General features: G+C 52.1%; 18 protein-coding genes. 10 read left to right on the forward strand and 8 right to left on the reverse strand.

Annotated elements, in window-relative coordinates:
* Positions 1 to 19: 19 nt before the first annotated feature.
* Positions 20 to 640, forward strand: coding sequence for an RNA polymerase sigma factor (locus AADB16_RS01950; protein ID WP_410801024.1), 621 nt, complete (start codon positions 20 to 22; stop codon positions 638 to 640).
* The gene (locus AADB16_RS01955) at positions 634 to 903 is read left to right on the forward strand and encodes a zf-HC2 domain-containing protein (RefSeq protein ID WP_410801026.1); all 270 of its coding nucleotides are present in this window, start codon (positions 634 to 636) and stop codon (positions 901 to 903) included. Before AADB16_RS01950 ends, AADB16_RS01955 begins: the two co-directional genes overlap by 7 nt.
* Here the strand turns inward: AADB16_RS01955 and AADB16_RS01960 are convergent.
* Positions 857 to 1,612 carry a DUF6969 family protein gene (locus AADB16_RS01960; RefSeq protein WP_410801028.1) on the reverse strand — a complete coding sequence of 252 codons (756 nt, stop codon included), beginning with the start codon at positions 1,610 to 1,612 and terminating at the stop codon, positions 857 to 859. The two genes, AADB16_RS01955 and AADB16_RS01960, sit on opposite strands and share 47 nt — an antisense overlap.
* Before the next feature lie 6 nt (positions 1,613 to 1,618).
* On the reverse strand, positions 1,619 to 1,942 hold the full coding sequence (locus AADB16_RS01965) for a cytochrome c peroxidase (RefSeq protein WP_410801030.1): 324 nt from the start codon (positions 1,940 to 1,942) through the stop codon (positions 1,619 to 1,621).
* Positions 1,943 to 1,997: 55 nt separating this feature from the next.
* Between AADB16_RS01965 and AADB16_RS01970 the strand changes: the two genes are divergently transcribed.
* Positions 1,998 to 2,285 (forward strand): hypothetical protein, encoded by a 288-nt coding sequence (locus AADB16_RS01970; RefSeq protein ID WP_410801032.1) that lies wholly within the window; start codon positions 1,998 to 2,000, stop codon positions 2,283 to 2,285.
* Positions 2,286 to 2,469: 184 nt separating this feature from the next.
* Positions 2,470 to 3,225: a lipo-like protein gene (locus AADB16_RS01975; RefSeq protein WP_410801034.1), complete on the forward strand. Its 756-nt coding sequence runs from the start codon at positions 2,470 to 2,472 to the stop codon at positions 3,223 to 3,225.
* A gap of 21 nt (positions 3,226 to 3,246) precedes the next feature.
* Here the strand turns inward: AADB16_RS01975 and AADB16_RS01980 are convergent, their stop codons facing one another.
* A complete protein-coding gene (locus AADB16_RS01980; protein WP_410801036.1) occupies positions 3,247 to 3,870 on the reverse strand; it encodes a YbhB/YbcL family Raf kinase inhibitor-like protein in 624 nt (207 codons plus the stop codon).
* A gap of 153 nt (positions 3,871 to 4,023) precedes the next feature.
* On the opposite strand from AADB16_RS01980, the gene AADB16_RS01985 reads away from it, so the two are divergent.
* Both AADB16_RS01985 and AADB16_RS01990 read left to right on the forward strand, forming a co-directional pair.
* Positions 4,024 to 4,356, forward strand: coding sequence for an ankyrin repeat domain-containing protein (locus AADB16_RS01985; RefSeq protein ID WP_410801038.1), 333 nt, complete (start codon positions 4,024 to 4,026; stop codon positions 4,354 to 4,356).
* 28 nt (positions 4,357 to 4,384) lie between these two features.
* Positions 4,385 to 5,125 carry a spermidine synthase gene (locus AADB16_RS01990; RefSeq protein ID WP_410801040.1) on the forward strand — a complete coding sequence of 247 codons (741 nt, stop codon included), beginning with the start codon at positions 4,385 to 4,387 and terminating at the stop codon, positions 5,123 to 5,125.
* Between the two features lie 24 nt (positions 5,126 to 5,149).
* Here the strand turns inward: AADB16_RS01990 and AADB16_RS01995 are convergent, their stop codons facing one another.
* Positions 5,150 to 5,710 carry a TIGR00730 family Rossman fold protein gene (locus tag AADB16_RS01995; protein WP_410801042.1) on the reverse strand — a complete coding sequence of 187 codons (561 nt, stop codon included), beginning with the start codon at positions 5,708 to 5,710 and terminating at the stop codon, positions 5,150 to 5,152.
* 187 nt (positions 5,711 to 5,897) lie between these two features.
* Here AADB16_RS01995 and AADB16_RS02000 point away from each other — a divergent pair, with 187 nt between their 5' ends.
* Together AADB16_RS02000 and AADB16_RS02005 are read left to right on the forward strand one after the other, a co-directional pair.
* Positions 5,898 to 7,208: an NAD(P)/FAD-dependent oxidoreductase gene (locus AADB16_RS02000; RefSeq protein ID WP_410801044.1), complete on the forward strand. Its 1,311-nt coding sequence runs from the start codon at positions 5,898 to 5,900 to the stop codon at positions 7,206 to 7,208.
* A gap of 174 nt (positions 7,209 to 7,382) precedes the next feature.
* Positions 7,383 to 7,790 carry a hypothetical protein gene (locus AADB16_RS02005; protein WP_410801045.1) on the forward strand — a complete coding sequence of 136 codons (408 nt, stop codon included), beginning with the start codon at positions 7,383 to 7,385 and terminating at the stop codon, positions 7,788 to 7,790.
* A gap of 6 nt (positions 7,791 to 7,796) precedes the next feature.
* On the opposite strand, the gene AADB16_RS02010 is transcribed toward AADB16_RS02005, so the two are convergent.
* Together AADB16_RS02010 and AADB16_RS02015 are read right to left on the reverse strand one after the other, a co-directional pair.
* Positions 7,797 to 8,255 (reverse strand): very short patch repair endonuclease, encoded by a 459-nt coding sequence (locus AADB16_RS02010; RefSeq protein ID WP_410801047.1) that lies wholly within the window; start codon positions 8,253 to 8,255, stop codon positions 7,797 to 7,799.
* Positions 8,256 to 8,365: 110 nt separating this feature from the next.
* Positions 8,366 to 8,947 (reverse strand): hypothetical protein, encoded by a 582-nt coding sequence (locus AADB16_RS02015; protein WP_410801049.1) that lies wholly within the window; start codon positions 8,945 to 8,947, stop codon positions 8,366 to 8,368.
* Positions 8,948 to 9,238: 291 nt separating this feature from the next.
* Here AADB16_RS02015 and dcm point away from each other — a divergent pair, with 291 nt between their 5' ends.
* Together dcm and AADB16_RS02025 are read left to right on the forward strand one after the other, a co-directional pair.
* Positions 9,239 to 10,594: a DNA (cytosine-5-)-methyltransferase gene (gene dcm / locus AADB16_RS02020; RefSeq protein ID WP_410801051.1), complete on the forward strand. Its 1,356-nt coding sequence runs from the start codon at positions 9,239 to 9,241 to the stop codon at positions 10,592 to 10,594.
* A 64-nt stretch (positions 10,595 to 10,658) separates the two neighbouring features.
* Positions 10,659 to 11,894 carry a type II restriction endonuclease gene (locus AADB16_RS02025; RefSeq protein ID WP_410801053.1) on the forward strand — a complete coding sequence of 412 codons (1,236 nt, stop codon included), beginning with the start codon at positions 10,659 to 10,661 and terminating at the stop codon, positions 11,892 to 11,894.
* A gap of 59 nt (positions 11,895 to 11,953) precedes the next feature.
* Here AADB16_RS02025 and AADB16_RS02030 read toward each other — a convergent pair whose 3' ends face one another.
* Together AADB16_RS02030 and AADB16_RS02035 are read right to left on the reverse strand one after the other, a co-directional pair.
* Entirely contained in the window at positions 11,954 to 12,631 is a 678-nt protein-coding gene (locus AADB16_RS02030; protein WP_410801055.1) for a class I SAM-dependent methyltransferase, read from the reverse strand.
* 49 nt (positions 12,632 to 12,680) lie between these two features.
* On the reverse strand, positions 12,681 to 14,648 hold the full coding sequence (locus AADB16_RS02035; protein WP_410801057.1) for a diguanylate cyclase domain-containing protein: 1,968 nt from the start codon (positions 14,646 to 14,648) through the stop codon (positions 12,681 to 12,683).
* Positions 14,649 to 14,691: the final 43 nt, after the last annotated feature.

Genomic DNA, 14,691 nt, shown 5'->3' on the forward strand with positions numbered 1-14,691 from the left:
GCAAAGGAATTTAATGCTCATGGATATCGCAGCGCATACGGAAACCGAACTCTCTCTAGTAGAGCGCCTGAAAGATGGCGATGCGCCGGCCTATAAGCACGCGGTTCGCCAATATTCCCCCAGCATGCTCGCAGTTGCCAGATTCTACCTTGATCATGCCAGTGCTGATGAGGTCGTTCAGGATTGCTGGGTATCGGTGATTGATGCTATCCACAAGTTCGAGGGCCGATCTGGCCTGAAGACCTGGTTACACCGTATTGTCGCCAATCGATGCAAAAACCACCTCCGAGCAAGCAACCGCGAAGTGGTGACTGATTTTTCCGAGAGCCTGGACCCGGACCTCACCGATCGATTCAAGCCTTCTGGCCGCTGGAAAACACCGCCACAGATGCGCTTTCACGAGTCGGCTGAGCTTCTTATGGAATCCGAAGCTCTCAATGACTGCCTCGACAAACACCTTGCAGCGCTACCGGAAACCCAGCGTTCAGCCCTGATGCTTTACGAAGCCCATCAACACGCTTCCGATGAAGTGTGTAACATTCTGGATGTCAGTGCCTCTAATCTGCGGGTACTTTTACACCGTGCCCGACAAAAGGTATTCCTAATGGTGGAGGCCTTCCAGGAGACAGGCGAATGTTAATGTGCAGGGATCTGGCCAGAATCGCCAGCGATTACATAGAAGACGAGCTCGGCACCCGACAAAACCTCTCAGTGAAAGTGCATCTGATGATGTGCAAAGGCTGTCGCACGTTTATCGACAACCTTCGTACCAGTACAGAACTGATGAAACACCATTCATCCGGCAGGGTAGACGAGGACTTGCTGCGCCGAATTGATGAACGCGTAGAAGAAGCACTCAACACTCAGCAATCTGACGCAGATAACCAGCCACGGGAGCTCTGACCCCCGCGTTCTGGCGGCGGCTCTGCTCGGCCTCCAGCCTGGCTGCCCACACCTCCACATTGATTGGAATACTGCCGGTAATTTCCAGCGACCGATCCTCCAGAACCTGCTCCAGATTCTGCCCGCTTCGCTGTGAGACGACGGCATCCCGATGGCGAATCAGAGCTTCAATCTGCGGAGTAAAACACCGCACCATCGCACCCAGCCACCGGTTAACCGGCAGGCTTGGATAAGCATGGTCGATATCAAAACGATCCAAAGCAGAAATAACGACTGCGGCCGGCAGCCAGCTTTCATCGGTAACCCAGCGATTCACCGCAAACAAATCGGTTGGGTAGCCCCAGGCATCCATCGACACTGCCACCAAATGCGCCACCCTGCTTTCTCCCTTGGGACCCAGCACTGGCTCAAAACCGTCTGGCAGTGCTTCTGCCCGCAAAAACAGGTGAAAGTGCCCATGCTCCGGGTGGTTATCCCGGTGGGCGTGGTAGTAGTACTGGGACGCTGTTTCCCTATCAAACACATCCTCGCTCGGGTAGTGGTCCATCTCGTAAAAAGCCCCTTGGCCTTTGAGAACTTCACCCACAATATTCAACCCGCCTTTTTTCAGCACCCGGTAGCACTCCCGGATATCCTCGATGGCCTCGAGGCTGCCTAGTAGCTGCCCGTCATCGATACACTCCAACGCTGGGACCTGTATTTGGGTCATGGTTACCTACCTCCCCCGCTGAACCTCACCCATGTATGCAGTCAGTGCGGCCAACTCCTTACTACTCCATGCCAGCGGGTCCGTCGCCATTGGCTGAACCATGCAAACCTGAACCATTTCATCCAGATGCACCGAGTCCAGACCAAATATCTCCCGAGCCATGGCCACTGAGTGCGGATACGCCTCGGCAAAGGTTGCCTTGTACCCAGCACCATCGTTATGACAGGTGGCACAAGCAAGGCCGTTACTGCTGAGGGAGGTGTCGTTGAACAGTTTTTTGCCCAATGCCATCAATTCATCAGGATCGCCTTGGTAAGGTTGATAGCCCATTGGGCGCGATACCTTTTTCGCAGCACAGGGATTCGGCTTTGCCCCGCACTTTCCCTTGGCAGAACAAGGGTTACACTCGTTCTTTGTGCAAGGATTACATTTTTTGGTCGCGCAAGGATTTTTCATTGCGCAGGGATTCTTTGAGGCGCAAGGGTTCTTTTTTATGGCGCAAGGGTTACAACCGGCTTTACAGCCCGCCTTGCAGTGCTGCCCAGCCCTGCATTTATTCTTGCAAGGCGAGCACGGAGCACACGCAGCAACTGCCATGCCGCCAGCACCCATCATCGTGGTCATCAATACAGCAGACCACAGCCCGGTGCGCCTGCGCTCGCATGAAACTTGAACTTTCTGTGCAAAAGGATGAATAGTAGACATGATCTGTCTCCCCGCCCATGGCGTGATTTTGGGCCCTCTGAGCCCGACACCGCCTAGAAGGGGCGGCTAGGAGATAGACACACAACGTGGGAACTTATTACAAAAAACCTGCGCACTGCCAATAACGGCATTGAAGTCAACCGGAGTGAAGAATGTTCCTGAACTGGCTGGCGAAGCATCTTGCCGCTTACCTTACCAAGCAAGTGGCGCAACATTCCGTGCCCGTCTCAACATGGGAAGCCTTGGCCAAAGCGCTCAAGCCGGGGGATGTTTTGCTGGTTGAGGGGAATACGCGCATCAGCGTAGCCATAAAGTACCTGACCCAGTCGACCTGGTCTCATTCGGCTCTCTATCTGGGGCCGGATGCCGGTTTGGGCACTTCCGAAGATGGCGAACCCCACACGCTGATTGAAGCAGATCTGGAGCTTGGCATTCGTTCTCTGCCTCTGTCCTTTTACCGCAATAGCCATACCCGTATCTGCCGCCCTGTAGGGCTTGATGACGAGAATATTCACATGCTCACTGAGTATGCTCTGGGCCGCTTGGGTAATCAGTACGATCTGAAAAACGTATTCGATCTGGCTCGCTATCTTATCCAGACACCGCCGGTTCCATCACGGCACAGGCACAAGCTACTGGCGTTCGGAAGCGGCGATCCTACACGGGCCATCTGCTCCACCTTCATAGCCGAAGGGTTTCAGCGCCTGCACTACCCAATACTGCCAACGGTCAACACCCTGCCTGCAAACGACCCCAATTGCCGGGACTGCATTCGCGAGCATTATCGAATCCGGCAAACATCCTTGTTTACGCCAAGGGATTTTGATGCATCCCCGTATTTCCAGATTATCAAGCCAACACTGGAAAACGATTTCGACTTCCGCACAATCGACTGGGCAGATCTATAAGTTGCCCAGTCGCCATGGGTCTTAACGCAAATCCGGGTTCAGCGTATAGGTTCCGGTCACTCTCGCACTGGCCAACACATGGCCTTTCATCGCCTTGCGCACGGCCTCACCATCAAATTCGCCAGAAAGCCCCAAAGACTCCACATCCAGCGCATGCACTTCGTAATGATAGTGATGCAGCAGCTCGTCATTCCAGGGCGGGCAAGGGCCATCGTAGCCGAAGTAGATGCCTGCCATATCCGGGTTTCCAGCAAGGAATTGGGTAAAATTGTTCACCCCACGCTCGCCAAACGGGCCGGAATTTCCGCACTTGCCTTTGGGCGTAACGCCATCACTGTCTTCGCCTTCCGGAATGCGACTAACACGGGCAGGAACATCCACCAGCAGCCAGTGGAAAAAATCCACCCGCGGAATATCCTTCGAAATGGTTTTGCCTTCCTGATTCGCATCGTCCGCCACGCTGGGCACATCCGGGTCGAACATCATAATCACAAAGCTTTTTGTACCTTCCGGTACATCTTCCCACGACATTCCGGGGTTCCGGTTAGGGCCAAAACTCATCCGGTCTTCCGGGTGGAACACTCCGAACGCGAATAAATCCGGGATCGGTTTGCCCTCTTCAATCCCCTCAACGTTCAGTTTCATGGTGCCTTCTCCTGTCAGTTATTGCTGTTGTTAGCTTAGATATATTCTACCGATTGTGCCTGAGGCTAACTCATTCTGTGATAAAAGGTTGTATCAACGGTATCGTACCCATGTCTACAACGACCGATCAGACATTATTTAAATGGAGCCAAGATGAGCGAACACAAGCCCGGCCAGCCGCAACAACCAGAAAATCAACTGGATGAAGATGCCATCGCCTTCGCCCAAGGTATTTTTGAACTGGCGCGCAACGGTGGTACCGGCCCCCTCAGTATAATGCTGGATGCCGGCGTCCCGGTGAACATGCGCACCAGCAACGGCGAAAGCCTGCTCATGCTTGCCGCCGGCAACGGCCATGCAGATACAGTGCAACTTCTGCTGGAAAAAGGCGCCAACCCGGAATTCCAGGACGCTGAGGGCAATACAGCATTAAGCCTCGCCCGCGCCAACGGCAACCAGAACGCGATCAAGCACCTGAACCGCTAGCACCCCGGATTTTTTCAAAGAGCAACGCATGTTCAACAAAGGCGATATTATTCACCACAGCCGGGATAAGCTCGGCAGCATTTTGGTGATCGACTACCGCAAGCATCGAGTACTAACCTTCAACTCGGTGTTTGAGCAAAGCAAAATCGACCGGCGCTACCCACAGGTTCCGGTACACGAATACAACCGCGCGATGTTTCTGCCTGCAGCATTTAAACGCCCGCAACACGTCACCATATTGGGGCTTGGCGGCGGCGTAATGGCCAGCGCGTTTCACCATCTGTTTCCTGACTGCCACATACATGCCATCGAACTGCGCGAGGCCGTGCTATACGTGGCCCGGGAGTACTTTGATCTGCCGAGCAGCGAGCGCCTGAACGTAACCATTGCCGATGCCCGCGACGCCCTGAGCAACATCCCTGAAAGCAGTACGGATTTAATTCTGGCCGACCTGTACAGTGCAGACCGTATGAGCCCCGCACAGGCGCAACGCCAGTTTGTCGAAGGTTGCAGCCGGGCCCTGAGTGACCATGGCTGGTTGGTGTTGAACTACCATCGCTCCCCAGACCCGGAAGGGCCTTACTTCCGCCAGCTGAAAAAGCACTTTGCCGTGTTACTGGTTTTCAAGAGCAAAACCAACAACACCATCGTGTATGCCAGCAAGCAGCCCTTCGAGGCCATGCATCCGAAAGATCCCGCACTGGCCAGCCTGGAAAAGCGATTACCCATTGGTTGGAGCCAGCTAATGAGCAAAGTCAGCCGGCTTTAGCTCTATGGAATGCTCCACTGGGGCTCAGGTCCACTTTTCCTGCGGTGCCGTGTAGCCCTTGAACCCCTCTATCAGCGCTGCCGGCGTATCCGCTAACACAATCATGTCGAGGTATTGCTGCTTGACGAACCCCGACGCCACCATGGTTTTTACCATATCGAGCTGCGCGTTGTAGAAGCCTTCCACGTTATAGAATGCGCAGGGCTTTTTATGAAAACCAAGCTGCCCCCAGGTCCACACCTCGAAGATTTCTTCTAATGTGCCAATACCCCCAGGCAGGGCCACAAAACCATCGGCCAACTCTGCCATCTTCGCCTTGCGCTCATGCATGTTGTCGACAACAAAAAGCTCAGTAAGGCCCGGATGCGCCAATTCCCGGCTAACCAAATGCTGCGGAATCACGCCATAAACCTTGCCGCCACTGGCCAGCACCGCATCAGCAACAACGCCCATAAGGCCAACATGCCCACCACCAAACACAAGATCAATCCCGTTATTACCGAAGAACTCACCCAGCTCTCTGGCCTTTTCAACGTATAGCGGCTCATTACCTGAACGGGAACCACAGTAAACTGCTACTTTCATATCGTTCTGTCTCTAGCTGTGTTTCAAATAATAAATGGGCCTTCCGACCAATTGTGCGGGCTGCCCGCAGCGCGTTAGTATTATCCTCGCAGCATCCGTATCCTACCTGTAAGCCACCCCCAGTGACGACAGCCAAGCGTTTTTCCGCAAGAGCGTTTGGCTTTCATTACTTAAAGGTCTGAACGCTATGGATAACCTTCATCACATTGTGGTGGTCGGCGGCGGTGCCGGCGGCCTCGAACTTGTTACCAGCTTGGGCAAAAAGCTCGGCAAAAAGGGCAAAGCCCGCATTACGCTTGTTGATGCCGGCCTGACCCATGTGTGGAAACCCCTCCTGCACGAAGTAGCCTCTGGCTCGCTGGACGCCAACTCAAACGAAGTGAACTACCGGGCCCACGCCCGCAAACACCACTACGAATTCCAACTCGGCCGCATGAACGACCTCAACCGCCAAGCCAAAGAGCTGGTCATCGCGCCCTTTGTTGATGAGGACGGCATTGAAGTAGTACCTGAACGCCGCCTGAAGTACGACACACTGGTGATTGCCGTGGGCAGTACCGCTAACGACTTTGGCACCCCGGGCGCACAAGAGAACTGCCTGTTCCTGGACAGCCTCAAACAGGCCCGGCGCTTCCACAATCTGATGCTCAACGCCTTTCTGCGAAAAAACCACGAAGCCATGCAAGGCGGGGCTCACGCGCTCAATATAAGCATTATAGGCGCAGGCGCCACAGGTGTTGAGCTGGCTGCAGAGCTGCGAACGGCATCACGGGAACTGCCTGTATACGGCATGAACCACCTGAAAGCCTCTGATGTATCCATTACCGTAATTGAAGCCGCCGACCGCATTCTGCCCGCACTCCCGGGCCGGCTATCGGCAGCCGCCACAAAAGAGTTGGGCCGCCAGCATGTGAAAGTACTCAACGGCCAGCCCGTAAGCGAAATCCGCCCCGGCCTTGTGATACTGAAAGACGGCACCGAACTGCCCTCGGAAATGACCATCTGGGCCGCCGGCATCAAAGCGCCTGCGTTTTTGGCCAACCTTGATGGGCTCGAATCCAACCGCAGCAACCAGCTAATAGTGCACCAGACCCTGCAAACCACCCAGGATGCAGACATCTTCGCCTTTGGCGACTGCGCCGCCTGCCCACAGCCAGATTCTGACCGCCCCGTAGCGCCCCGCGCCCAGGCGGCACACCAACAGGCCGACACCCTGTTTAAAACCCTGTGCAACCGGCTGGAAGGCAAAGACGCTGTGCCCTTCGTGTACAACGACTACGGCTCGCTGATCAACTTCAGCCACTACACCGCCGTAGGCAATCTGATGGGCAACCTCTCTGGCCGTAGCATGTACATTGAAGGCAAGGTGGCGCGGCTGTTTTACGTATCGCTATACCGCATGCACCAGGTGGCGGTGCACGGTTTTCTGCGCACGGGCGTGATCTGGTTTATGGATAAGATTAGCCGGGCGATGCAGCCGAGGATGAAGTTGCATTGATTGGCTCTGGGCCAGAATCTTAAGTATCAGGTTTTTCAATAACCCAGCTTTTTGTCAATAAAATCCTGATAAAAAAGCCGCCCGAATTTGTGACTTGGACGGCTTTTTAACGTTGCAAATATTAACTCCCCGGAGTACTGTACATAAACACAGTATCCGTTAGAGGGAGCCCCCATGAAGAAGGAACTTCAAACCTCAAAAAGCGTTCTGGATGAAGGCATCGACAGAACTCTTCGTCTCAATATCCCGATTCCAAACCCGGACACGGTTACACCCGAGGACGTAATCCGCTATCGAGTGCTCGTCGCTCAAGCCTGGATACAGCGGGATATTAAATTCAACTTTTTACCCGATGACATTCCTGATTTTGCCACGATTGGAGACTATTGCGATCACAACATGTATCTGTTGGACGAAGCCCTACACGGCTCCAAAGTTGGCAGCTTTTATGAGTGGGACTGGGATGTGCAGAAAATATGCGACCACTTCAATGCCGTCGCAGATGCTCTCAGTATGTGGTTAGCATCAGGTCGAAAAGGAAGCGCTGCCGACTACATTGATATCGAAGCTTCGTTCAACTGAGAAAACTCATGGCCGAGCTGGGCTGGTTTCACCAAAACAGCTCGGCCCAGTAATCCAGCTTGATAGATCGTCGATGACTGGCGTAAGGGATTCAGCGCGTGCGTTCTTTATTGAACACTCCCACAGAATGAAAACCCGCCAGCCTCGTTCCAGCAGTGTTTCGATGTTTTTGCGGTCACGCTCCTGATTAGCTCCAATTTTTGAACGCCAGAACTCAGGCCGGGTTTTAGGCCATTTGAACAGGTGACAACTGTGGCCGTGCCAAAAACACCCATTGATGAAAACCACGGCGTTGTAGCGCGGAAGCGTGATGTCTGGCTTCCCTGCAAGATCCTTGCGATGAAGCCGGTATCGAAATCCCTTGGCATGCAGGGCTTGTCGAACAACAAGCTCCGGCTTGGTGTTTTTGCCGCGGATTCCGGACATCATTCGTGAGCGTGTTTGCTTATCAACAATGTCAGCCATGTGTCCATTTAAACATGGAATTCATTCAAAGGTCTGGCTGCTGAAGCGCCATTAAAGGGCGCTCGAGGCCATTCAAGGGTAAGCTTGCCGCCAATCATATTTTTCGCATATCAATGCGGTAACTGTTTTTGGGGACTCATGGCAGACTGCACATCAGATGGAAATTTCTGAAGATCCCGCAGCAGCCTTGTTCCGTTAAAATTCTTGATTTCTCGCTGCTCTGAACCTAGTTGGTTCAGAAGATTGCGCGGCATATAGATCGCAAGAAACCCCCGGTAAAGATAGGAGTTGCATCTTTCGAGCCCCCACTCCCCCGGGTCGTCAAACAATCCCCACCCAAGCGTTGGAGTCAAAATGCTTCCTGTGCCACTTGCAATCAAGCGTTCCTTTGCCTTGAAGCTCTTGATGGAAACCGCGATATCGTATGGATGGCCCGGTAACAAAATATCACCAACCCACTGCCATGCTTTACCAAATGGCCTGATTTGTATTTCAGGAACTTCTGTCAGCCCGAGTTTGCAAAGGCGCTCAGATATCGTTCCTGTTGTTCCCGGCGGGATTTTTGACTTCGCATTCAACCTGTCCAGGTAACTCACTATATCCTCGATCTTTTTGTATTTGTCGCTGTCGCACAAGCCCGAGATATTGAGATGCTCGTATGCTTGACCCAACAACTCGTCGGCTTTTGTCATTGCTGCTCCGAATCGTTTGTCTGGCAAAAAATATTCAATATATGCCGCATTCCACCCCAACAGGCGGTAGGTGCGCTGGCCGTGATAGAAATTGCAAACGCCACTTTATCGAAAATTTTCGCCCCCACTGGACACTGTATGTTTAAACAGTATTATTACATGAAAGTCTCTTGGCTTCCGGAGTTTTGCTGACTAATTCAAGAAAATTCCTGGATAGACTAGCCAAGACTGGCTAATATGGAACGATTGAGTGACAAACCGTCACAGGTTTGACCCAGAATGGAGCGGATAATGAAAGACGAAGAGGGTCTGACTCTTATAAATCAATTACTTGAAATCTATGACCAGCGCTTTATTGCTGAAACTCTCAACAAACTGGGCTTTGATTCATGGTGTCGCGAAACCATCAATCGCTGGGTCAGAGGCAAGGTAGACAGAAAACTCAGTCACGGTGAATTTGAACATCTTCAGGCGCTGCTGCCGAAACCTTTTCAAAAATCTGGTCACGAGTTCCGATTTGTGGACCTCTTTGCCGGAATCGGGGGCATCAGGAGAGGATTTGAAGAAGTTGGTGGCAAATGCGTGTTTACCAGCGAGTGGAACAAGTACGCTGTGCGCACCTACAAGGCAAATCATTTCAGTGACGACGAACATATTTTCAATGAAGATATCCGCGAAGTTACTCTTTCGGATCGCCCCGAGGTTTCAGAGGACGAGGCCTATGCCCATATCGATAAGCTTGTTCCTGACCACGATGTTCTCCTGGCAGGCTTTCCCTGCCAGCCCTTTTCCATCGCGGGTGTGTCCAAAAAGAACTCTCTGGGGAGAGCTCACGGCTTCGAATGCAATACCCAAGGCACACTCTTCTTTGATGTTGCACGTATTATTCAGGCCAAGCGGCCAGCCGCATTTCTACTGGAGAATGTGAAAAATCTGAAGAGCCACGATAAAGGGAAAACCTTCAAGATAATTCTGGAAACACTTGATGAACTGGGCTACGAAGTTGCAGACGCTAGCTATGACGGAGCCCGCGACCCGAAAGTAATTGATGCCAAGAACTTTGTCCCCCAGCACAGAGAACGTATCGTTTTGGTTGGTTTCCGTAGGGATCTTGATGTTCACCAAGGGTTTACTCTGCGTGACATCAGTAAACACTTTCCTGACCGTGTGCCCTCATTTGGCGAAATCCTCGATTCGGAAGCTGAAGTGGATAGCAAGTATGTTCTATCGCCCAAGCTCTGGAAATACCTCTATGACTACGCCGCCAAACACAAGGCAAAAGGAAATGGTTTCGGGTTTGGCCTTACCGGATCCGGGGATGTAGCAAGAACCTTATCTGCGCGGTACTACAAAGATGGTTCAGAAGTTCTTGTAGATCGCGGGTGGGATACGGATGCCGGTTTTGACGATATGATCAATCAAGCAAACAGACCAAGACGCCTAACTCCGGCCGAATGCGCCAGGTTGATGGGATTTGACCAACCCGGGGAATCGACTTTCAAGATTCCTGTTTCCGATACGCAGGCCTATAAGCAGTTCGGAAACTCCGTCGCCGTTCCGGTTTTTCGGGCAGTGGCGAAGATGATGAAACCTTATGTTCTCGAATCCATTCTCAGAAATGAGGGGCGCAGAACTGAAGCTGCCTGAGGGCTGCGGACGGCCTGATCAACTGTAGCTACGACATGCCGGCGTATTGAACAGGGGTAACTAGATGCTCGATTCTGTTAGTGAGATATTTGAGGGTGCAGCTGCCAAATACCTGAGTGTTGTAGATTCAGATTCATCGCGGTCAAACCAACACGAAATAGGCGGGCTACCTAGTGTTGGCTTCAAGCGCTACCTCGGCACCCCCGGCAAATCCGATGAATATCGATTTCCCAGTCTTATGGCATATCTCACTGACGAGGAAGAAGCTGAGCTGTGTCAGGATTCGGTTACGTGGTACGACTCACGGAGAAAAAACCCCAAGCGTTCACCCGAGTACCGTCTATATTACAAATCGAACGCTGTAACAGACCAGATTCAGCCAACCGATTTTTTCCTCGTGGCGAAAAAGCGCGATGGAAGCCTGCTTCTTCTTTTTACTCCTGCGGGCTCATCAGTGGAATTCCAGTTACGGCACCTTTTCGGGTTATCAGATGTCGACAAGGATTTCACTTCAGCGTCCATGCCGACACAGACTCTTATCCTCCCGATAAAGATGCTGTTGGAAGACCTTGGTGTGCAGGCATTCGACGAGACTGAGGCTCAAAATGACCTTGATATGCTTCTTGCCAGATTCCCTGACAAACTTCCGAAAACATCGGAATTCTCAGCTGTTGCCAGAGAGGTCACCAACTTCGATTGCGTTACTGATCCTGATGTAGCCTTACTGGGCTGGATGGAGCGCGAGGAAGCGCTTTTCAGGGCCTACGAGCGGCATATAGTGTCTGAGAGACTGCGCTTCGGTTTTGGCCCTGCTGGTGACGACGTTGACGAGTTCATCACGTTTTCATTGAGCGTTCAGAACCGCAGGAAATCTCGCGTTGGTCATGCGTTTGAGAATCACCTAGGCTTTGTCTTTTGCGAGCACAGGCTTCCTTTTGAGAAAGGAGGAGGCTCCCGTGTAACCGAAAACAAAGCCAAACCTGACTTCCTTTTCCCTGATTTTAAGGCGTACCACGACTCTTCTTACCCGATAAGTAAGATCTTTCTTTTAGGCGCCAAAACAACTTGTAAAGATCGCTGGCGACAAGTTCTATCAGAGGGTGACCGTCTGGATCGGAAATTCCTAGTAACACTCGAGGCGGGTATCAGCACTACTCAGACTGACGAAATGAGAGCTAAAAACCTGCAACTGGTAATACCCACAGGTGTTCATGGAAGCTTCAACGAGGATCAGAAGCGCTGGCTGTACTCTATGTCCGATTTTATTGAGAAGGTGAGAGCAGTTCACAGTAGTAGTTGAGGCTAGCAGTTTCCTGGGCAATGTAGCGCTTGGGGCAACACTCCTCCTGTGAATGAGATTTAAGGGGCACGGAATCCATTAGAGGCTCCTAAATCCCTGAGGAAAATAACTTGCTCAGGCCGGCCACCGCTAATTAATTTACCCAGTGATTTCCGGCGCTTATGAAAAACCCCATTCACCCAATACTCATCCCGCCCCGGCCTGCGATCTGCAGTCTGCCAAGTGGTTATCTTCTCAAGCCCGGGTAATGCACCTGCCCAGCGTTCAAGCTGAGCCTCTGTTGCATCGGTAAAGTGCCGGCCATTGTGTTCGCGCTGCCCTTCTCCTCTTTTGAAACTCAGGTATAAAACGCCGCCTGGCTTCATGGCTTGCCATAGTTGGGAGAGTGCTTGGGGTATCTGCTGCTGGGGGAGGTGGAGCAAGCTGGCGCAGGCCCAGATGCCATCGTAGGCCTGATGTTCAGTAACCTGGCTAAATGTGCGAACAGAAACCGGGTGGCTTATGGCTTTGGTTGCCAGGGCAGCCAGTTTTTCGGAGGCATCAAACGCCGTAACGCGGTAGCCATGGGCCAGAAACTCCCGGGAGTCCCGCCCTGAGCCACAGCCTGCGTCCAGAATGTGTGCGTTTTCAGGGAGGTGTGGCAAAAATGCATCGTACAGTGCGGACATATCTACATGCAGCGTTTCGTCTATAAACTGCTGAGCGTGCGCGTTGTAGTAGGCAACCGATTGGCTCATGCCGAGAAGCGCCCTTTTGATTATCAACGAAGATCAGTGCACGACCAGTCTAGTCGTCGGTATTGGAAATTGGCAGGTCATGCTCACTGATAAAATACCGGTTCTTGCCCGCTCGCTTCGCTTCATACATGGCTGCATCGGCACTTTGCATAAGGCCTTCGTTGGTAATTCCAGCACCGCGAGCAACCACAATTCCAATACTCACACTCACCCGAGCAACCCCTTCGGGCATATAAACGGGCGCTGCAACTGCCTGAATAATCTTTTCAGCCACTGTTGTGGCATTTTCCGGTGAGGAGACTTCCGGTAGCAATACGATGAACTCGTCTCCACCCATACGCGCCACTGTGTCTGTCTCACGAATGCTGCTCTGCAGCCTCGCCCCGATTTCTTTTAAAAGGCTATCACCAGCATCGTGGCCAAGGGTGTCGTTCACTTCTTTAAAGTGGTCAAGATCAAGGAACATCAGCCCAAGATAGCGGGAATGACGCCTTGAGAGCGCAATAGCCAGGCTCAACCGATCGTCCAAAGCTCGCCGGTTGGGAAGGTCAGTCAAAATATCCTGATACGCGAGTGTGTGAATTTTCTCCTGGTACTTTTTCATCTCGGAGAAATCCTGGAATGAGATCACCACCCCCTCATCGCCAGTATCGCTGGTTAGCGGAGCAGCATTCAGGATCACCGGAATGGTGGCATTGTCTTTTCGGCGAAACTCCTCGTCTTTACTGCGGTATAGCTCGCGGGTATTCATCACGTTGAGGATGGAACAGCTGGTTTCATCTCCCTCATGCACGTGGAATACATCGTGCCCTTGTTTGGTGACGATTTCCTCAGAGCTCCAGCCCAAAATTCGCTCAGCTTCCGGGTTGATATAGGTAACAACACCCTCGCTATCCATAACGATCAGGCCATCTCCAAGCACGCTGGAGATTTTCCAGAAGCGCCGGGCCTGCTGTGCGTTTTCGCGCCTTAGCTGGCGGCGATTGTGGAGGGAAAACTGGAAATAGAACGTCACCACTAATATCAGCACCACACCAATCAGGTAAAAACCAACTACCCATGGGTGCGTAAAAAGTGCGTTCGTCGGTAGTGTGCTTGAGGGTAAAAACGACACAGCCTTCCATACGTAACTCTCACCTTCTGCTGATGAATCCAGCCCCAGAAGCGGGTGAACAGTTTCAAACACAAAGAGACCTGCCGGTGTATCAACATGGCCCTTTTCTGTTTGTGATATGTACTCCCATGCTTGCGGATAATCTCGCTGAAATGCAGAAGGCAAGCCAAACATGAAGCCCCACTCGTCGTTTTCATCCGGAGCAGATAGCACGCCACCCTCGCTGTTAAGCAAAAATGCCGGGTAGGTTTCCCCCATGCTCTGCCTGAAGGTGTCCAGAAGCGACTGGCCTAGCATATTGAGAATTACAGTACCTTGCTTTTGGCCACCATCACCAAACACTGGTACACCAAACCGAACCATAGGCAGGTAGGGGGATTCGACCTGGCCGTTCTCAACATTCAAATCGAGAGGGGATACGTACACATTGCCCTCAGGCATGGCCAAGGTGCCAGTGAAATAGTAACGGGTGCCTTTAGACTGCAGTTGGCCATCAGGGGTAGTTACGCTGCTACCGGATGAATAATCCAGCCGAACCAACTCAGTTCCATCAACGTCGAGAAAGCGAATCTGGTTATAGATTGATTTTTGCTCGAGCAGGACACGAAACACCTGCTTAAGCCGCACTTTGTCAATGTCAGAGCGGGATTGATTGAACGCCTCGGTCGCTGGCAGTTTTGACACTGTGCGCAGGTCATTCGCCGCGTAATCATAGATTTGGGTGAGTAGCCCGGAGGTGAGCTTAACTTTGGCCTGCTCAGCAGTTTTTATATCCGCGAGTTGTTCGCTTGCCTGATACGTTAATGCACCGTAAACAATAGAGGTAAATACCACTGCGCAGAGAAGGCCCGTGATCAAGGCCGATTTAACATACCCTTGTTCTTTTATTCCAATATCTGACATGTGTTTCCAAAAGTGCTTTATTAAAAAGAATGGAAGGGCTGAC

The organism is Marinobacter sp. KMM 10035 (assembly GCF_046537445.1).
GTDB lineage: Bacteria > Pseudomonadota > Gammaproteobacteria > Pseudomonadales > Oleiphilaceae > Marinobacter > Marinobacter sediminicola.